This is a genomic window from Streptomyces sp. JNUCC 63 (genome assembly GCF_054366325.1).
This window is the reverse complement of the sequence record NZ_CM135963.1, coordinates 7,994,788-8,012,664: the sequence shown is the minus strand read 5'-3', so window position 1 is coordinate 8,012,664 and position 17,877 is coordinate 7,994,788. Positions and strand designations below refer to the sequence as shown.

Annotated in this window: 17 protein-coding genes; 7 read left to right on the top strand and 10 right to left on the bottom strand. The window is 69.8% G+C overall.

Features of this window, described 5'->3' with window-relative positions; translation table 11 throughout:
• Window positions 1-11: 11 nt before the first annotated feature.
• The gene (locus ACX25U_RS37225) at window positions 12-470 is read right to left on the bottom strand and encodes a hypothetical protein (protein ID WP_454386602.1); all 459 of its coding nucleotides are present in this window, start codon (window positions 468-470) and stop codon (window positions 12-14) included.
• A gap of 51 nt (window positions 471-521) precedes the next feature.
• Window positions 522-986 carry a hypothetical protein gene (locus ACX25U_RS37220; protein ID WP_454386600.1) on the bottom strand — a complete coding sequence of 155 codons (465 nt, stop codon included), beginning with the start codon at window positions 984-986 and terminating at the stop codon, window positions 522-524.
• 304 nt (window positions 987-1,290) lie between these two features.
• Between ACX25U_RS37220 and ACX25U_RS37215 the strand changes: the two genes are divergently transcribed.
• The 4 genes from ACX25U_RS37215 (at window position 1,291) to ACX25U_RS37200 (ending at window position 5,598) form a co-directional block, all read left to right on the top strand.
• Window positions 1,291-2,022: a group II intron maturase-specific domain-containing protein gene (locus tag ACX25U_RS37215; protein ID WP_454386598.1), complete on the top strand. Its 732-nt coding sequence runs from the start codon at window positions 1,291-1,293 to the stop codon at window positions 2,020-2,022.
• 355 nt (window positions 2,023-2,377) lie between these two features.
• The gene (locus tag ACX25U_RS37210; RefSeq protein ID WP_454394677.1) at window positions 2,378-2,836 is read left to right on the top strand and encodes an NUDIX hydrolase; all 459 of its coding nucleotides are present in this window, start codon (window positions 2,378-2,380) and stop codon (window positions 2,834-2,836) included.
• Between the two features lie 150 nt (window positions 2,837-2,986).
• A complete protein-coding gene (locus tag ACX25U_RS37205) occupies window positions 2,987-4,255 on the top strand; it encodes an IS110 family RNA-guided transposase (protein ID WP_454386596.1) in 1,269 nt (422 codons plus the stop codon).
• A gap of 620 nt (window positions 4,256-4,875) precedes the next feature.
• Window positions 4,876-5,598: an alpha/beta hydrolase gene (locus ACX25U_RS37200; RefSeq protein ID WP_454386594.1), complete on the top strand. Its 723-nt coding sequence runs from the start codon at window positions 4,876-4,878 to the stop codon at window positions 5,596-5,598.
• Window positions 5,599-5,998: 400 nt separating this feature from the next.
• Here ACX25U_RS37200 and ACX25U_RS37195 read toward each other — a convergent pair whose 3' ends face one another.
• Both ACX25U_RS37195 and ACX25U_RS37190 read right to left on the bottom strand, forming a co-directional pair.
• Window positions 5,999-7,135 carry a winged helix DNA-binding domain-containing protein gene (locus tag ACX25U_RS37195; RefSeq protein WP_454386592.1) on the bottom strand — a complete coding sequence of 379 codons (1,137 nt, stop codon included), beginning with the start codon at window positions 7,133-7,135 and terminating at the stop codon, window positions 5,999-6,001.
• A gap of 280 nt (window positions 7,136-7,415) precedes the next feature.
• Window positions 7,416-8,546: a hypothetical protein gene (locus tag ACX25U_RS37190; RefSeq protein ID WP_454386591.1), complete on the bottom strand. Its 1,131-nt coding sequence runs from the start codon at window positions 8,544-8,546 to the stop codon at window positions 7,416-7,418.
• Between the two features lie 315 nt (window positions 8,547-8,861).
• On the opposite strand from ACX25U_RS37190, the gene ACX25U_RS37185 reads away from it, so the two are divergent.
• The gene (locus ACX25U_RS37185; RefSeq protein ID WP_454386589.1) at window positions 8,862-9,566 is read left to right on the top strand and encodes a hypothetical protein; all 705 of its coding nucleotides are present in this window, start codon (window positions 8,862-8,864) and stop codon (window positions 9,564-9,566) included.
• Window positions 9,567-10,081: 515 nt separating this feature from the next.
• Complete coding sequence (locus ACX25U_RS37180; RefSeq protein ID WP_454386587.1) at window positions 10,082-10,786, top strand: UPF0158 family protein; 705 nt, start codon at window positions 10,082-10,084, stop codon at window positions 10,784-10,786.
• 11 nt (window positions 10,787-10,797) lie between these two features.
• Here the strand turns inward: ACX25U_RS37180 and ACX25U_RS37175 are convergent, their stop codons facing one another.
• The 6 genes from ACX25U_RS37175 to ACX25U_RS37150 form a co-directional block, all read right to left on the bottom strand.
• On the bottom strand, window positions 10,798-11,112 hold the full coding sequence (locus ACX25U_RS37175; protein ID WP_454386585.1) for a calcium-binding protein: 315 nt from the start codon (window positions 11,110-11,112) through the stop codon (window positions 10,798-10,800).
• A gap of 391 nt (window positions 11,113-11,503) precedes the next feature.
• Window positions 11,504-12,283, bottom strand: a complete 780-nt coding sequence (locus ACX25U_RS37170; protein WP_454386583.1) for a methyltransferase domain-containing protein — start codon at window positions 12,281-12,283, stop codon at window positions 11,504-11,506.
• 220 nt (window positions 12,284-12,503) lie between these two features.
• Window positions 12,504-13,184, bottom strand: coding sequence for a hypothetical protein (locus ACX25U_RS37165; RefSeq protein ID WP_454386581.1), 681 nt, complete (start codon window positions 13,182-13,184; stop codon window positions 12,504-12,506).
• 390 nt (window positions 13,185-13,574) lie between these two features.
• Complete coding sequence (locus ACX25U_RS37160) at window positions 13,575-14,042, bottom strand: hypothetical protein (protein ID WP_454386579.1); 468 nt, start codon at window positions 14,040-14,042, stop codon at window positions 13,575-13,577.
• Window positions 14,043-14,260: 218 nt separating this feature from the next.
• Window positions 14,261-16,141 carry a propionyl-CoA synthetase gene (locus tag ACX25U_RS37155; RefSeq protein ID WP_454386577.1) on the bottom strand — a complete coding sequence of 627 codons (1,881 nt, stop codon included), beginning with the start codon at window positions 16,139-16,141 and terminating at the stop codon, window positions 14,261-14,263.
• A gap of 201 nt (window positions 16,142-16,342) precedes the next feature.
• Window positions 16,343-16,786 carry a VOC family protein gene (locus ACX25U_RS37150; protein WP_454394676.1) on the bottom strand — a complete coding sequence of 148 codons (444 nt, stop codon included), beginning with the start codon at window positions 16,784-16,786 and terminating at the stop codon, window positions 16,343-16,345.
• Window positions 16,787-17,115: 329 nt separating this feature from the next.
• On the opposite strand from ACX25U_RS37150, the gene ACX25U_RS37145 reads away from it, so the two are divergent.
• Window positions 17,116-17,673: a pyridoxamine 5'-phosphate oxidase family protein gene (locus ACX25U_RS37145; RefSeq protein WP_454386575.1), complete on the top strand. Its 558-nt coding sequence runs from the start codon at window positions 17,116-17,118 to the stop codon at window positions 17,671-17,673.
• Window positions 17,674-17,877 lie beyond the last annotated feature (204 nt).

Here is a 17,877-nt window from a genome sequence, read left to right as displayed (position 1 = left end):
ACTCGATCCTTTCACGAAATCGAGTCTCCATTCGAACCGGGGCGGTTCATCTTGTGTTTCCCACTGTAGTTGCGGCGGTTGTCTTTCCCGGTGCGGCGCCGGGTGCGGATCAGGGTGCCGTCGACCAGGACCACGTGGCCACCCTTTCGGGTGACCTTCTGCAGCGCGCGGTCCAGCCGCTCGGCCCGCGCGGCGAGCAGTTCGATCACCTCCATCACCCAGCGGCGCACCGTGGTCGCGGAGATGCGGTTGCCGCCCGCCATGTCGGCAAGCCGCTGGTCATGGCGGAGAACGGCCAGCACGATCGTGGCGATTCTTCCGGGCGGCAGCTTCCGCCACCGCGAACCGATCTTCTTCAGGTGACCGCGCAGCAGGTCGCCGAGGAGGGTCAGGGTGGCCGTGGACAGCGTGAGGCTGGACTGGTAGACAACCGTTCCGGTGCCCCCGGCGGGGCTGGTCTTGTTTCGCATACGACACCAACTGCCGCCGGGGGACCTTCGGTTACGGTCCTGGGCGGACGCTCACAGCGTGGTGGTGAACTTCCCGTCGGCCGGCTTGCGCAGCCAGCCCCGCTCGGCCAGCCGGTTCAGCTTCGCGCGCAGCGCCTCCGAGCGGGCCGGCTCGGAGGACATCCCCAGCCCGGCGCAGACCTGCCTGACCATGACCGGCCCTTCCGCCCGCCGCACCACGTCCATGATCCGCTGGTAGTCCGCGGGCAGCACCGCCTCGTCCATGCCCCGCTCGCGCGGCGGCACCAGCAGCACCGCACGGCCCGCGACCTGCCCGGCAGCCGGTGCCGGCACCGCTTCCCGCTCCACGCGCAGCTGCTCGGCCAGCCGACGCGCAACCCGCTCGGCCACGGCGAGCTCCTCCAGCTCCTCGCGTACTTCCTGAAGCTGCTGACTCAACTTCTCCGCCTGCAACTCCAGTTCCGCTCTGCGGGCCGTGATCAGCTCGCGAAGGTCCGGTTCCGCTTCCTGGGCCACCCGATGCACCTCCCGCCCGGATCGTACGGACAGGCGCCCCGCGCACGCCGGGAAACCCGTGGATCCGTGATCGCCGAAACGGCAGACGATCTTGAGCTCCGACAACCGCCCCCGACCAGCGCGAGAGCACGATCAACGACTCACACCAGCCCCGTGACCAGCAACTTCAAGATGGTGGATCTTCACTGGCCATGAGCCGACCGTACCGCCGGCCATCTCAGCCGCCCCCCACCCGCCGCGGCCGTTCCAGCCGCCGGTAACTCAGCGTGATCTCGAAGCAGAAGTTGCCCATTGTGTTGGGGGCGTGCTCTCGCCGCTGCTGAGCAACGTGGCCCTCTCGGTCCTGGACGAACACATCGCCCAGGCCCCGGGAGGACCCAGAGCCAGTGCGAGCGAGCGGGCCAAGCGCCGCCGTAAAGGTCTGCCCAACTACCGGCTCATCCGGTACGCGGACGACTGGTGCCTGGTCGTTTCAGGCACCGAAGCCGACGCTGAGGTCCTGCGCGAGGAGATCGCCGGAGTCCTCTCTGTGACGGGCCTGCGCCTGTCACCGGAGAAGACTCTGATCACCCACATCGACGAGGGCCTCGACTTCCTAGGCTGGCGCATCCAGCGCCACCGCAAGCGAGGCACGTCCAAGCAGTACGTCTACACCTATCCCGCACGCAAGGCCGTGCAGGCTGTGACGGGCAAGGTCAGGACACTCTGCCGACAGATGGACACGAGCCAGCCGCTCGATGCCCTGTTGCGCCAGCTCAATCCGGCGCTCAAGGGCTGGTGCGTCTACTTCCGCCCCGGCGTATCCAGTGCCGCCTTCGGCTACCTGAGCTACTACACGTGGCAACAGGTCGGCCGATGGCTGCGCCGCAAACACCGCCGGTCCAGCTGGAAGGACCTGCGCCGCCGCTACTACAAGGGCGGTGTCTGGTGGCCGGCCTCGGAGGAACGATCACTGTTCAATCCGGCGAAGGTAGGCACGACACGCTACCGATACCGGGGAGCGAAGATCCCAACTCCCTGGCTGGTCACGGGATGAGGACTCACGGAAGCCCATGACAGGGCTTGTGGAGCGCCCGGTGCCCGGAAACGGGCACGCCGGGTGCGGGAAGCGGTCCGGGGAAACGGGCCGGTCGGAAGACCGGAACCGCGCTCCGGACCGACTTCACAGTCCGCCGTGCCCCTCGGTTCCTCGGCATGGGGTGTCTGACCAGGCACCTCGTCGCCCTCGGCCTGTGCGTCTGCGCAGGGATCCTGATGGCTCTTCAGGAATCCCGAAGGTTCATCGTGATCTATGCGGATCCATCGCTCCCGTCTGCCGGGCTGACCTGCGGCAACGGGAGATGAAAGCCAGAACGAACCCGCAGGATGTCGCATATGAGGACAATGCCGGGATGACCCGACCCAGAATCCGTGTCGCTGCATACGTGATCCGGCACCGTGCCATCCCCGAGCTGCTGGTGTTCGACCATGTCGGTATGCCGGAGGCCGGCACCCAGGTCCCTGCGGGGGGAGTCAAGTCAGGTGAAGGACTGGAGGAAGCGGTTCTTCGAGAGGTCACTGAGGAAACCGGTCTGCTGACAGCCACAGTGGTCCGGCAGCTCACCGTGGAGGACAAGCCTCACCCCGACACGGGACAGCCACGACGAACCAGCTTCTTCCACCTCCAGGCACCCGCAGACCTCCCCGAGGCCTGGGAGCACCACGTCCACGGCGACGGAGACGATGCCGGCCTCACTTTCGCCTGCCGGTTCCTCCCGCTTCCCCTGAAGCAACCACTCGCCGACGATCAAGACGCATGGCTGGGCCGCATCGACCCGCACTGGACCACCGTTACCGACGACAGCCAGTAACCAGCCGCCGAACCCGCGCGCAAAACCAGCCGGGCACGGGGAGCCAGTCAACGGGCGCCTTCAATGTGGCTTCGAGCACGCGGATGAGATTTCTCCAACAGCCCTTTGGCTCCCACAGGCAGCAGTCGCCGGGGAGTCGAGGAGGCGGAGATGCTCACCGAGACACAGGACACCGAGGAGATCATCGAGCGGGTGGCGGCTCTGGACATCGGGAAGGCCGAGGCGGTGTGCTGCACCCGGGTGCCCCGGGAGGGAACACCGGGGCGGCGCATGCAGGAGGTCACGACCTGGCCGACCGTGACCCGGTCCCTGCTGGAACTGTCGGACCGCCTGCGCTGCCTGGGGGTGACCCGGGTGGTCATGGAGGCCACCTCCGACTACTGGCGTCCCGCCTTCTACGTCCTGGAGGCCGCGGGGTTCGAGGTGTGGCTGGTCAACGCGCGGGATGTCAATCACCTGCCGGGACGGCCCAAGACCGACCGGCTGGACGCGGTCCGGCTCGCCAAAGTGGCCGAGCGGCAGATGATCCGCCCGAGCTTCGTACCGCCCCATGAGGTCCGCGCGTTGCGGGACCTGACCCACTACCGCACCGACCTGGTGAACGCCCGCACCAGCGAGAAGCAGCGCGTGGAGAAGCTGCTGGAGGACGCCCGGATCAAGGTCAGTGCGGTGGCCAGCGACATCTTCGGCTCCTCGGGCCGGGACATGCTCGCCGCGCTCATCGCCGGCGAGCGCGGTCCCAAGGTCCTGGCCCAATACGCCCGCCGCCGACTGCGCGCCGAACTCGCCGAACTGGAGGAGGCGTTCACCGGCCACTTCAGTGCTCACCACGCCTTCCTCCTCACCCAGATGCTCGGCCGCATCGACGCCATCGACGCCGACATCGCCGCACTGGACACCCGGATCGGCACCGAGGTCGCCCCGTATGCCGAGGCGATCGCGCGGCTGAGCGAGATCCCCGGCATCAATCCGGTCGCCGCCCACGTGATCATCGCCGAGATCGGCCTCGACATGTCCCGCTTCCCCACCGCCGCCCACCTCGCCTCCTGGGCGAAGTCCGCCCCCGGCGTCAAGGAGTCCGCCGGGAAGAAGAAGGGCCGGGGCAGCACCGGACACGGCAACGCCTACCTGGCCCGGGTCCTGGGCAACTGCGCCAGCGCCGCCGGCAAGACCGACACCTTCCTGGGCGAACGCTACCGGCGTATCGCCCGCCGCCGCGGCAAGAAGAAGGCCCTGGTCGCCGTAGGTCGCTCGCTCCTGGTGGTGATCTGGCACCTGCTGTCCGACCCGGACACCGAATTCCACGACCTCGGCTCCGACTTCTACGACAGCCGTATCGACCCCGAACGCAGAAAGCGCAACCACCTCCGCCAGCTCGAAGCCCTCGGCTTCAAGGTCACCCTCGAACCCGCGGGATAGCCGCCGCTGCGGACCCGTCCCGCCGGACCTCGCCCGCGGGCCGATGAAGCACGCCTCCCGCACGGTCAATTTTCGGATGAGACGGACTTCCGAAGGCGGAAGAGGACGGGACGGGCTCTCGGGCTCGCGACCGGAGGGAGGGCATTCGTCATCCAACAGATGAAAGTGCCTAAAAAGGCGTAGAGATAGAAGCCGCATTCCGGAATAAAACTATGTAAACGCCCTCCGAGTCGACGATTCGCCCGGATCTACACCACCCTCGGGACGCAGGACCCTCTCTACCGGCGGTTCTGCCTCTACCACGAACGAGACTTCCGTGAGGGGCCGGGCTAAGTTCGGCTCGTGGACAACACTGAGTTCTCTGCATTTGTCAAGCGAGCGGCTGTGAATCCGTTGGATCTTGCTGGCTGAGCGTGACCGCCTTCGCGGCGGGCCCCGGAGCCTCCGCAAAAACCTGTTGGCGGACCACGGCGACCACTGCTACTTTTCCAAAGGCCGTGCGAGAGAACGAGGAGGTGGTACCCGTGAACGTATCGACATGGGTGCTCCCCTCCGGGGTCACGGTCGGACGATAGGTCGTCCGGGAGCGCCGTTCCAGAGCACTCCCGAAAGGCACGACCATGCAATTCACTTCCGAACAGCGCCTCGACGACGGCGTCCTCGAACGCGAATTCACCCTCGGCGAGATCCCCGGTGTCCTGTGGACGCCTGGATCCGCACCGGCCCCGCTGATCCTGATCGGCCACCCCGGCGGCTTGCACAAGCGGCTCCCCTGGCTGGTGGCCCGGGCCCGGCACTACGTGGCGGAGTACGGCTTCACGGTGGCCGCCATCGACGCCCCCGGGTGTGGTGACCGGCCCCGTTCCGCCGCCGACGAGCAGTTCCGCGCCGACCTCCGCCGGGCGATGCAGGCCGGCGAGCCGGTCGACGAGATCGTCGACGCCTTCATCGTCCCGCTGGTCGAAAAGGCGGTCCCGGAATGGCGGACCACCCTGGACGCCCTCCTTTCGCTGCCCGAGATCGGCGGCCCGGTCGGGTACGACGGGATGATCGCCATCGGCATTCGGCTGGCGGTGGTCGAGCCGCGTATCTCGGCCGCCGCTTTCTTCGGCCAGACTTTCGTGCCCGACACCCTGCGCGAGGAGGCCCGGCAGGTCACCGTTCCGCTGCAGTTCCTCATGCAGTGGGACGACGAAGGGATGGAACGGCAGCCAGTCCTGGACCTGTTCGATGTCTTCGGCACCAAGGAGAAGACGCTGCACGCCAATCTGGGCGGGCACACCGGCACCCCGTGGTTCGAGGTGGACGACGCGGCCCGGTTCTTCGCCCGGCACCTGAAGTGAGGCCGGGCCGTAAGGCCGGCAGCAGACGGTAGGCGGTGTCGGCCAGGATGCCGCTCATCGAGGACAGGTCCCGGCCCTCCTCGATGGCGGTGGCCAGCAGATGCACAACCGCCCCGATCGCGGCGGTACCGGCCATCGGCGGTTCCGGCCGGTCGGGGCGGCGCGTCTCCAGATTGACGTCGGTGAAGGTCCCGCTGGTGTTGGTGTCATGATCCGTCCCAGGAGCCGACGGCTGGTAGGCCGCTGAGTCGGCTGTCCTGTCCACCAGCACGGTTCCGTGAAAGCCAAGTCGGTTGAGAACACCGAGGGCCGACGTTCTCGATCAACATGGCACCCCACCAGGTCAGCGGCTTGCCATCTGACAGGTGTACTTCGACAGGACACGACTGACGGCCGGGCCTCAGGCAAAGCGGACTTCGCGCGAGGCGGCGGAGACCGCGGCGAACGCGAGCAGTCGGCCGCCCTCCTCGGTGAGCGCGGCGCGGTCCCCGGCGCGCAGGGTGCCGAAGGGCTCCAGGACGAGGACGGCGGCACCGCGCGTCTGCTCGACGCGCCACACGCCCGCCACGAACCCGTCCACCAAGAACGTCGACCTGATCAGCCCGTTGCGCGTGAGGACGAGCTTGCGCTGCTCCTCGGTGAGGATGCGGGCGCGGTCGGCGTGGGAGAGCAGGATGTTGTCGAACTCCGGCAGGAAGCGCACCGGGGCGGGGGTGTCCGCGTCGGGGCGGGGGGCGTCCGGCAGGTCGAGCAGTTCGCGGCCGTTCTCGTCGCGGAAGACCGCCAGCCGCGGCCGGAGCCGGTTCACCGCGTCGGCGAGCCGGGTCATGCCGGACCAGACCTGGATGTCCTTGACCGTGGCCGGCCCGAAGGCCGCCAGGTAGCGCTCGACCATCCGGTCCGGTGCCGCCGGCCCGGCGGCGGGCCGGCCGAGCCACGCCTCGGCGCTGGTGTGCACGGCCTGCCCGCTCTCGCCCCACAGCCCGCGCGGCGGCATCTGCACGAGCGGCACCAGGTTGCGCACGGCGTTGGCGAGGGCGAAGGGGTCCCGGTCCGGCCACCGCTCGGCGAGCAGGGTGCCCAGGCCGCCCAGCGTGAGCGGCTCCCGCTCGACCAGCTCGCGGCCCAGCTCGGCCACCTTCTCGACGTCGAGCCCTTCGAGCTTGCGCCCGAAGGTGCCCTTCAGCCCCTGCCGCAGGGCGCCCTGCAGAACGGGGCGCAGCGCGACGCAGTCGTCGGCCGTGACCAGGTGGATCGTGCCGCGCATCAGCACCAGCCGGACCACCTCGCGGTTCCTGACGAGGGAGGCCAGGTCCTCGATGCGGAAGCCGGCGAGTCGCGTCCACAGGCCGATGTAGGGCGGGTTCGGCGCCTGGGCCTGTATGCCCACCAAGTGCGCGACCGCCCGTGCCGCCGGCATCGCGGACCGCTCCAGCAGCAACTGCCGGCCCAGCAGGCTCCGGTTGAGCGCCCGCCGGTCCAGCACCTTCACGTCTCCTGTCACCACGACGGGATTCCCCTCCTCGTGTCCACTCACGAAAACACGGTGGCATCCCGGACCGTGCCCGGGACGCCACCGCCGTACTCCGATGCCGCTCAGCTCATGCGCACCAGCACCGTGCCGCTGTACTTGCGGTCGAGCGAAGCGACGAATGCCGCCGGCAGCTGACCGGTGCCGCCCTCGACGACCGTGTGCGGGAACACGATGCGTCCCTCCCGCAGCCACGGGCCGAACCACGCGTTCCACTCATCGATCTGGTCCGGGGTGTGCAGCCCCTACTCACGGCCGGTGAAGACATTTTGAAGCGGTACGGGGCCTATCGGAGGCCGTGGCGGTCGAGGCGGTGGATGAGGCCGGGGCGGCGTTGATTGCCCTCGCGCAGGCGGGTCAGGCGCCGGCGGAAGTCGGTGTGCCGGCCGGTGTGGGCGTAGGCGTCGCGCAGTTCCGCGAGGAGAGTGACGGCCTGGTCGTAGGCGCTGGTCTTCTTGGTGGCGATGTGCGCCTCGATCTTCTGCCAGGCGGGTTCGGCCTCGCTCGCGAGGGCGGTCAGGCGTTGGGCTCGGGCGGTGGCCCGTTCGTGTTCGGCGCGCTGCCGGCGTTCGGTGCGCAGGGTGTGTGCGGCGTCCAGGAGGTGGGCGGCGGATCGGCGTCCGGAAACCGTGGTGGGGGCGCCGGCGCCATGCAGGCGGTGCAGGATTTCGGTGTGCAACCCGGGTTCCGGGCCGAGGGCGAGCCGCAGCAACAGAGCGTCCTTCTCCTTCTGGGGCATTGCGGCGATCAGTGGGGCGAGTTCCTTCTTCGTAGGCCTGGCCGGTTTCTTGGGTGCGGCGGGGCTGGCCTGGGCCGCGACGGTCAGCAGGTCGTCGTCCACGCGTAGGAAGTCCGCGAGCGCGCGCTGCGGGGCGGTCAGTTCGCCGAGCCCGGCCGGGACGGGCGGCTCCGGGCAGGTCTGGTATTCCTCTTCGTCGTCGTCCTCGAGTTCCCAGGCGGTGAGCGCGGAGAGCCAGGCGAGGTAGAGGGGGCGCAGGTCGCCGGTGGCGAGTTCGTCGCGTACGCCGATGAGGGCGGCCAGCGAGTCGTCGGCACCCTCGATCCAGTCGCCGCCCTCGTCCTCGCTGGTGAGGTCGAGCAGGAGGTGGGTGCGGGTGGTCCAGGCGTCGACGTGGTGGTCGAGGCAGTAGGGCTGTGCGGTGGGCAGGTTCAGGGTCTGCTTGGGCAGGCGGAGCATCAGCCGGTGGGTGCCCCAGTTGGTGACGTACAGATGGGCGTCGAAGTAGCGCTCGACCATGTGACGTGGATTGCCGCTCAGGTCGCCCCAGTTGTAGGTGTTGGTGAAGCTGGTGGCGGTGATCCGGGCCCGGGTGGAGATGGCCCGCAGCTGATCCTGTTCCTCACGGCTGAGCGGACGGTCGAGGGCCTGGAACTCGTAGTACTGGTACTCGCTCACACAGCGGACCCTATCGCCGCCGCGGGTGGGCTCGGCTGGAGTGCGGGCAAGGTGGTCGGAGCTGACCGGACATGATGCTCAACCGCCGTAGGGTGAGCCGAGGCGAGCGGTTCTGGGGAGGAGTGGGCTGTGGCGGCGGTGTGGACCGCGCGGGTGATGGAACACGGGGCGAGAACGGAGCTCGCGGCCGTGCTGCAGCCGGCCGCCGCGGGCAGGGCGTACCGCAGGGCATGACCCGTATCTGGTCCGCTCCGAGCGGGCGCTGTGGAAGCTGTACCTGGAGGACGCGCAGTACGGCAGGCTCGGTTATGGCCGGTGCTGCAGAGCCGCTACATCCTGTGCGTGCTGTTCGAGTACACGGCCACCCTCAGCCTCGCCGACGTCCAGTACATCGACCCGGAGGGGGCCCGGGACGACTTCCGCCACATGTGGGGCGTTGACCGGCTGGAGCGGCTCAGCCGCTACGACGGGCTGCTCGCCGTCCGGTTGAGCCCTCTCGGGGCGTACGCGACGGGGTGCGCCGACGACTGCCGGTCAGGTCCGGCGCCCGCCGCCGGGGCGCAGAGCCTGGTCAGGGTCCTGCCGAACTTCGGCGTCGTGGCACTCGACGGCCTGGCCTCCGCCGGGGCACTGCTGCTCGACGCGTTCGCCATCCGGTCCGCCGACAGCGTCTGGACGTTGTTCACCGCATCCCTGCTGAAGACCCTCCACACGGACCGCGACCTGAAAGAGCTGCGTCGCTTCCTCGTCGAGAGCAGCGCAGGAGATGAACTGCCGCAGACCGTCACGGCTTTGCCGGCCGACGCCGCCTCCCCCACCAAGAAGGTACGGGATCTGGGTACGTGCCACCTGCTGGAGTGCGTGGACGAGGCACAGGCCATGATGATCGCGAAGGACCGCAGGGCGGGCGCGTTGTGCTCCCGGATCGGTCAGGAACACCTGACGGTGCCCCTCGGCGGCCTGCCGGCCTTCCGCACCGCGCTGCTGAAACTCGGTTACGTACTGCCCGCTCGGCTCTGAGCGGAAATCCACGTCCAGGGTGCGGTCTACGGGGTGTGGGCGCGTGCTCGGAGTGCGGTGAGGGCGGCGGCTCGGCCGGTGGGGTGAGGGAAAGGGTGGGCGGCGGCGATCGCGGTATGCGAGGAAGCCGAGGGCCTCGCCGGGACGCAGCCACTGCCACAGGAAAAGGCGGGCGTCGTCGGAGCGTGGCGCGGTGCCGTCGGCAAGGGCAAACGTCTCGGCGGCCAGGGTGTGCACGGCACCGGCGAGGTCGTCGAGCGTGAGCTCTCCGTCGAGCAGGGCCGCGGCGGCTTCGGCCAGAGCCTCTGCCGCCGCCATCGTTGCCCACTGACCGTGATGCCGACCCAGATCCGCAACCTCGACGAATCCGTCGTACGGACCTGCCGCGATGCCGGGAAGCGGGGCCATGCCCCGGTCAGAGCCCGCTCGGACAGGGACTTGTCTGCCGTGCTCACCAGCGCATTGTTGCACCGGCGACGATGGCGCGCAGCGCTCCTCGGCGTAGCCTCGCGGGCATGACCGAGGCATGGACCGACCATGCGCTGAAGGCGCTCCGCGCCGCCTGCCACACCGCGGACGGCCCGTCCCTGCTGGCCCTGCTGCGTACGCATGACCCCGCCGGCGTGCCGCAGCAGTGCGGAGACGCACTCACCGCAGCCGTCTTTCGGGGTGTGCCCGGCGCCCGGGAGACGGCGATCGCGTGCACGTCCACCCTGCACGAACGGGGCTGGCCCGGAGACGAGGTCCTCACCGAACAGCTCGACACGGTGGGCGACGGTGCCGTCTGCGTGCTGCGGCCGCTGCCGGCCGATCTGGAGGAACTCTCCGGTCTGCTCGAGGGCGACCCAGTCTGGGGCGGTGGCCGCATCGACCTGGACACCGGCGAGTGCCGGCCCACTCTCACGGACACCGAGGAGGCATGGGAGGAGAACGAACCGGAAGACACCGAGCGGTGGCTTCATGTCCCGTGCGCCGGATCGTGCGACGCCTACCACGACATGGAGGACTTCATCATCACCCTCGACGACCAGGGCCTCGCCCGTTTCCTCGGCATCGCGATCCAGGGCCCAGGAGCGTTCCACCGCTTCAAGGACATGCCGGCCACCTCACCGGCACAGCTGCGGCGGTACCGGCTGTTCGCCGCGGAGCGGCAATACGGCCGGGCCCGAGCCTGGCTCACCGATCAGGGCTACCGGCCGACGCCGCCGGACGACCACTGACTTGGATGCCTTCACGGCCCCCAGTGCCGGTAGGCCTCAATCCACTCAGCCCCCTCGGGCGCCGGATCCGGCAACGGAAGGTCGAGAATGCCGATCGCCTGCCGGTACCTGCCTCGCGTACAGACCGCCACGATCTGGCTGCCGGGCAGCAGGTCCACCTTCCTTACGGTGACCTCGACTCCGAGAACGACCGTCTTGAAGGGAACGGCCAGATGCTCTGCGAGCATCGTGTAGAGGCCCGTGAGCCGCTCCTCGTCGTCGTAGGCGTCCACGGTGGCCTGCTCGACCAGCTCATCGAGTTCCGCGTCACTCAGCTGTCCGTCCACGGGGAACACCGTACCGGCAAAGCCCCCGGCTCCCCTGCCTCGGTCAACCGTCGGCCACTCCACCCTGAGCCACGACGGTCGTTCCTCCAGTGAGCACCAGAAACTCGGCCAGGGAGACAGACCTGACGGAGTCCTATTCACTGCCGGAACGTCAACGGCCGTGTTCTGTTACCCCCACAGGGTTGTGCCCCGAGTCGGGGAAGCGTCGGGGTGCAGCGGAAAGCCCCGCTCATCCGCCACGGGAAAGGCGGACGAGCGGGGCTGGTCGTGGGGGGGCTACCAGTGGATGCTCTGGTCCGCCGCGGTGACGCGGACCGTGGCCTCCTCCACCGCCGGTGTACTGGCGGCATGCCGGCGGCCGAGGTGCTCCTCAACGGCGTTCCAGAGAGGGTCAGGGCCGTCCTGCCGGACGATCCAGCGGCCGTGCTCTTCGTGGAGCGCGGCCCATGAGCCGGTCTCGACATCGGTCAGCACGTCCTCGTTGTGCCGGCCCTGCTGCAGTTTCAGGTGCTGAGCGGCCGGCACGGCGAACTGTGCGACGAAGCGGGTCGTCCAGTCGTTCAGGACGTCGGCGCCGATGAGAGTCTCGCGCTCCTTGCCTGCGCCGAGGTCTGGGGAGCAGGCCGAGCGGGGGCGGCAGATGGGACCGGGCGAGCATGAAGCTCACCTGCCCGCCCAGCGCTGGCCCGGACGCTGTGCCGTCCTCGTGGGCCGTCAGGCGAACCAGCTCTGACGCGTTGAGCCAGCCGCCGATGGTCGCCAGGATCTGCCCCCGGGGCCGGGTCTGTTCGAGCCAGGCCGCGGACACTGTGTGTACGCCGCAGGTGGCAACGATCCGGTCGTACGGTGCGCCTTCGTCATCGCCGAGGAGGCCGTCACCGGTCAGGAGGCTGGGGAACGTGCCGAGCCGGCCGAGGGCTTCCCGAGCCCGCTGGGCCACTTCTTCGTCGCACTCGATCGAGGTGACGTAGCCGTCGCCCAGGCTCGCGCAGAGCACCGCGGTCGAATAGCCGGTGCCTGTGCCGATCTCCAGCACCGTCATCTCCGGCTCCACGTGGAGGTCCTCGAGCATGCGCAGCACGAGGGAGGGGAGCGTGCTGGAAATGGTCGGCTGCCGCATGATCTCGCCTCGGATGTCCGTCGGCTTGATCGTGCCCGCGATCTGGGTCACCAGGGATTCGTCGGCGTAGCAGCCTGGGAGCCGGCCGTCTTCGCCCTCCAGAACGGGGACCAGACGGAGGGCGATGTGCCAGGCACTGGACGGAAGAACCCACCCCGAAGGAACTCGTGCCTGGGCACTGTCTCAGCGGCGCGCTTCCACGGTTCCGTGCACGGGGAGCCGCCGGCCGTCATGCTGTCGATGAGCTGCCGATGGGGCTGTTCTTGGACGCTCACGGCTTCCTTTCCAGTAGGTCGGCCAGGGCTGCGCACATCGGCAGGCCCGTCTCGGTCTCCGGCCAGTACCACTGACCGGACGGATCGCATTCCAGGAACCACCGTCGCCCGTCGGTGTCCACCACGAAGTCGAAAGCGCCGAAGAGGAGCCCGAAGTGGTCCAGGTACTCGTGGAGCGCCGACTCGATTTCCGGTGGCGGTGCCACGGGGATGCAGCTCAAGCGGTCGTAGTTGGTCCGCCAGTCCAGGAGGTCGGAGTCGATCCGGACGCAGAACGTACGGGGTCCGATGACGGTCACGCGGATGTCCGCCGTTTTCGGCACGTGCTTTTGGAACAGGTGCGCGGTGCCGGCCACGCTGTCGTCGATGTCCTCGGCGGCCGCCTCGGCGATCTTGACGACACAGGAGACATCATCGACCCGATATACGGGGTTGTGCAGAGGCTCGTAGATCACCGGGCCGTTCCGCTTGATGAAGGCCTCGGCGGCGTCGGAGTTGGACGTGATGAGCGTGGGGGAGCTGTGCACGCGTCTTGCCCGTTTCCGGCAGTCCGGGCACCGGCCAGGCCGACCGGTGGACACCGCCTCCACCACCAGGGTGCCGGAGGAGTCGCTGACGCGCTCCACTCGCACATCGATCCCGGGAAACAGCACATCCTTGACCGTCTTGCTCGCCACGGCAGGAAACACCCTGCCGAAACGATCCCGCGTTCCCACCGCTGACCCGGGGATTCGCGGAACTGCGGCCAGAGCCGTTTTCAAGAAGCCTCAACAGCAACAGGTTTCCGGCAGCCTGCCTTGCTCCACCTCGCCCTGCAGGAAATCCAGGACGTGACCGGCGATGCGGCGAGAGGTTCCGTCGTGGCGGCGAAGGGGGTGTTGCGGTCGGGCGCGTGGGTCTCGACGATCGCGGCAATCTGCTCCGGCGGGCAGTGCCGGCAGGACGTGCCGATGCGGCCGGTGGGCCTGATGATCGGCACGGGGACGCGTCGCGGGGCAGGGCGGTGCCGTAGTGGATGTCGTGCATGCCCTTCAGGGCTTCGGCCAGCCAGGAGTTGGCCTCCAGGATCACGGTGTCGGCGCGTTCGATCCAGGTCTTGTTGTTGCCGACCGACGACGACGGGACGAGGCGGCCGTCCTCGGTGATCGCGCCGACCTCGACGACGGCGAGCCCTGCCAGGCCATCTGCGCCACGTGCGAGAGGCGCAGGTCGAGGTACTCCATCCGGCCGGTGTTGATCTCGTGCCGCGTGGTCGGGTACGACTGGTACGGCAGCCGCAGGTCGACACCGTCCGCCTCGGCGAACACGTCGTCGAGTCCGGGGGCGGTGGACGCGCCCGTCCCCACGCCGGCCTTCGTCCGTTCGCCGGCCTCGGCCGCCGCGGCGATGCGGCGCGCCAGCGCCTGCGGGTGGCCGGCGCCGGTGAAGCCGCTCATGCCGACGGTGGCGCCCGTCGGGATCAGCGCGGCCGCCTCGTCGGCGGAGACGATCCTGCGTGCCGGCCCGCTGTCCCTGATTCTGGACCCGTTCGCCATCCGTCTGTGCCCGTCTCTTCCTGCTGTCGTGTCCTGCTGTTGTGCGCACCCGGCCGCGCCGGTCTGCGGGGCGCGGCCGGGTGGTGGCCGCTGCCCGGGGCGTGGTACGCGCACCCGACGCGGGCGGGGCCTCTCCCCCGCACAGGGCAGCGGAGAGGGAGGGGCCCGGCTCGGGCCCCCGGGCGGACAGGGACCACCTCGGGGGTCCGGGGCCCGGCTCAGGCCCTGGGACGAAGGGTGCGGCGCAGTGCATGCAGTACGGTCGGGTCCTCGACCGTGGCGGGCGTCGGGGTGTCGCGGCCGTCGGCGATGTCGCGCATGGCCGCCCGCAGGATCTTCCCGGAGCGGGTCTTCGGCAGCGCGGGCACCACGGTGACCTGCTTCAGGGAGGCGACGGCGCCGACCTGGTCGCGTACCTCGGCGACGATCTCCCGCTCCAGCCGGTCGGGCGTGGTGTCGGCGCCGGACTTGAGGACGACGAGGGCCCGCGGCACCTGTCCCTTCAGCTCGTCCCGCACGGCGATCACCGCGCACTCCGCGACATCCGGGTGGGATGCGACGACCTCCTCCATGACGCCGGTGGACAGCCGGTGCCCGGCGACGTTGACGACGTCGTCGGTGCGGCCGGTGACGAAGACGTAGCCGTCCTCGTCGACGTGCCCGCCGTCGCCGGTGAGGTAGTGCCCCGGATATGCGGACAGGTACGAGGCCACGTACCGCTCGTCGTCCTCCCAGAGCGTCGGCAGGGTGCCCGGCGGCAGCGGCAGCCGCAGGGTCACGGCGCCGTCCTGGCCCGGCGCGCACTCGTGGCTGCTCGGGTCGAGGATGCGCAGGTCGTAGCCGGGCATCGGCACGCCGGGCGAGCCGGGCCGGATGTCCACGCCGCCGACGCCGCGCGGGACGGCGGTGATGGGCCAGCCCGTCTCGGTCTGCCACCAGTTGTCGACGACGGGCACCCCGAGGACGTGCGTCGCCCAGGAGTACGTGCCGGTGTCGAGGCGCTCGCCCGCGAGGAAGAGGCTGCGCAGGCCGCTCAGGTCGTGCCGGGCGAGCAGGGCCGCGTCCGGGTCCTGCTTCTTGATCGCGCGGATCGCGGTGGGCGCGGTGAACAGGGCCTTCACGCCGTGCTCGGCGATCACCCGCCAGAAGGCGCCCGCGTCCGGGGTGCCGACGGGCTTGCCCTCGTAGACGACGGTCGTGGCGCCGACGATCAGCGGGGCGTAGACGATGTAGGAGTGGCCGACGACCCAGCCGACGTCGGAGGCTGCCCACCACACGTCGCCGGGGCCGATGCCGTAGACGTGACGCATGCTCCAGGCGAGGGCGACGGCGTGGCCGCCGTTGTCGCGGACGACGCCCTTGGGCCGGCCGGTGGTGCCCGAGGTGTAGAGGATGTACAGCGGGTCGGTCGCGGCGACCGTCACGCAGTCGGCGGGTTCGGCGGCGGCCATCGCCTCGTCCCAGTCGAGGTCCCGGTCGGTGAGGTCGGCCGGGGCCTGCGGGCGCTGCAGGATCACGCAGCGCCTGGGCGTGTGGCGGGCCAGCCGCAGCGCCTCGTCGAGCATCGGCTGGTACGGCACCACGCGGCCGGCCTCGATGCCGCAGGAGGCGGAGACGACGACCTTGGGCCGGGCGTCGTCGATGCGCACGGCGAGTTCCTTGGCGGCGAAGCCGCCGAAGACGACGGAGTGGACGGCGCCGAGCCGGGCGCAGGCCAGCATCGCGATCACGGCCTGCGGCACCATCGGCATGGAGATGACCACGCGGTCGCCCCTGCCGACGCCGAGGCCGCGCAGCACGCCCGCGAACCGGGCGGTCAGGTCCAGCAGTTCGGTGTAGGTGAGGCTGCTTTTCGTGCCGGTGACCGGGCTGTCGTGGATCAGGGCGGTGCGGGCGCCGTGGCCGGCCTCGACGTGGCGGTCCAGGGCGTTGCGGCAGGTGTTGATCCGGGCGTCGGGGAACCAGCGGTGGAAGGGGGGCCGGTCCGAGTCCAGGACGCGCACCGGGTCGCGGTCCCAGGTCACGTCCTTGGCGGCCTCCGCCCAGAAGGCCTCGGGGTCGGCGATGCTGCGTCGGTGGAGCTCGTGGTAGACGTCCATCTGCGGGTTCACTCCTTCGTGGTCCCGTCCGCGCGGCACGGCCCGACCGCCCGCGCAGGGGTACGCCCGCTCCGGCGCCGGGCTGCCGGGGCGGAAGGGGGGCGGCAACTCATCAGTCATCATCCGACCGCCACGCGCCGTCCACCACCCCCAGATGGCCCCCCACGACCGGACAGGAAGCCCCCGCGGTCGGCTCCCTGTTCAGATGTCGGTGCGCGCCGGCACGCCCTTGAGCAGACCCGTCGCCTGGCCCACCTCGATGAGGTAGCCGTCCGGATCGCGCATGTAGCAGCGCAACTCGGCGCGACGGTCGACGGGCGGGGTGGGGAACTCCGCTCCCTTCGCGACGGCCATGTCGAAGAAGCGGTGAATGTCGGCCACCCGCACATTCAGAAAGCTGGAGGCGGTGTGGGGGTCGTCCGGTGGACGCAATACGACGTCGGGCTTGTCGTCGGTGGGGCCGCCGCCAGGGTTCATGATGATCCAGCCGTTGGCGACCTCGATGATGCAGGGGTTCTCGTCCAGCACCACCGTTCCTCCCAGCACGTCGGCGTAGAACGCCCGGGAGCGCGGCACGTCGGAGATGGTGAAGAAGTGCGTGAGCACCAGCCCCTCGACCGGCGCAGGAAGATCGTCCGGATTCATCCGCCGCTCCCGCTCGGGATCGGCGGCAGGGCAGACCGTGCGGCGGACCGGAGCCGCGCCGGGCAACCGCTGGTCGCGGGCGCACTCGCCGCCGATGTGTAGTCGGACATGCACCCAAAGTATGGGCTGGCCGGCCGTGCGGCACTCGCACGCCGGCCCCACCTCCTGAAACAGGGCTCTGAGCGCGCTCCCCTGGCGAGTGCCGCATCGGAACGTCGGGGCCGTAGCCGTCCCCGGTCGGGCGTGCAGACGGACACGAACGGCAAACGGGCGTGGCGATGATTTCGGTGCGGGCAGTCGGTCGTCAGGGGGAAGGAAGGAGATCCGCCATGCCGACACAGGGACCCGCGAAGCAACCCGCGACCGAGCTCGACGCCCGCTACAGCTCCGCGCTCCATCCCCGCCCGGGTGCCGCGGACGTCACCGCCACCGAGTGGGCCGAGGCCCGGCGGCGGCCGGAGGCCGCCGAGATCTTCTGGGTGTCCACGGTGCGGCCCGACGGCCGGCTGCACGTCACTCCCGTGATCGCCGCCTGGCACGAGGGGGTGCTGTACTTCTCCACCGGCGCCGGGGAGCAGAAGGCGAGGAACCTCGCTCATGACGGGCACTGCGCGCTGACCACCGGCAGGAACTCGCTCACCGAGGGGCTCGACCTGGTGGTCGAGGGCATGGCGGAGCCGGTTGCCGATCCGGCGGTGCTGGAAGAGGTGATCGCGGCGTACGAGGCGAAGTACGGGCCGCACATCACCTCGCCGGAGGGCACCTTCCATGGGATCGGGGACGCGTTCCGGACGGGGGACGCGGTGGTGTTCGCGGTGGCCCCGGCCACCGCGTACGGCTTCGGCCGGGGTGACGGGGTCTACACCCATACGCGGTGGACGTTCTGAGCAACGGGGCCGAGGGTGACCAGCGATCGGCCGGGGCGGGCACTCAAGTCCGCGCCGGGCGGCCAGCTTCTCTGTGCTCCTTCTCCTTCTGTGTCTGGTTTGGATCCAGCGGCGGGTGCGACTTTGTCACGCCCAGCTCGGATCCGCAGGTCGGCGCGGTGCACCAGGCCCTGCACGTGCCGGCCCGACGAGCAGACCACCTCG

Excerpts from the sequence above, each read along its gene's own strand:
- ACX25U_RS37150 (WP_454394676.1), bottom strand. The coding sequence starts at position 16,786 with ATGAATCCGGACGATCTTCCTGCGCCGGTCGAGGGGCTGGTGCTCACG.
- ACX25U_RS37180 (WP_454386587.1), top strand. The coding sequence starts at position 10,082 with ATGACCGAGGCATGGACCGACCATGCGCTGAAGGCGCTCCGCGCCGCC.
- ACX25U_RS37145 (WP_454386575.1), top strand. The coding sequence starts at position 17,116 with ATGCCGACACAGGGACCCGCGAAGCAACCCGCGACCGAGCTCGACGCC.
- ACX25U_RS37210 (WP_454394677.1), top strand. The coding sequence starts at position 2,378 with ATGACCCGACCCAGAATCCGTGTCGCTGCATACGTGATCCGGCACCGT.
- ACX25U_RS37225 (WP_454386602.1), bottom strand. The coding sequence starts at position 470 with ATGCGAAACAAGACCAGCCCCGCCGGGGGCACCGGAACGGTTGTCTAC.
- ACX25U_RS37160 (WP_454386579.1), bottom strand. The coding sequence starts at position 14,042 with ATGGCGAACGGGTCCAGAATCAGGGACAGCGGGCCGGCACGCAGGATC.
- ACX25U_RS37205 (WP_454386596.1), top strand. The coding sequence starts at position 2,987 with ATGCTCACCGAGACACAGGACACCGAGGAGATCATCGAGCGGGTGGCG.
- ACX25U_RS37155 (WP_454386577.1), bottom strand. The coding sequence starts at position 16,141 with ATGGACGTCTACCACGAGCTCCACCGACGCAGCATCGCCGACCCCGAG.
- ACX25U_RS37200 (WP_454386594.1), top strand. The coding sequence starts at position 4,876 with ATGCAATTCACTTCCGAACAGCGCCTCGACGACGGCGTCCTCGAACGC.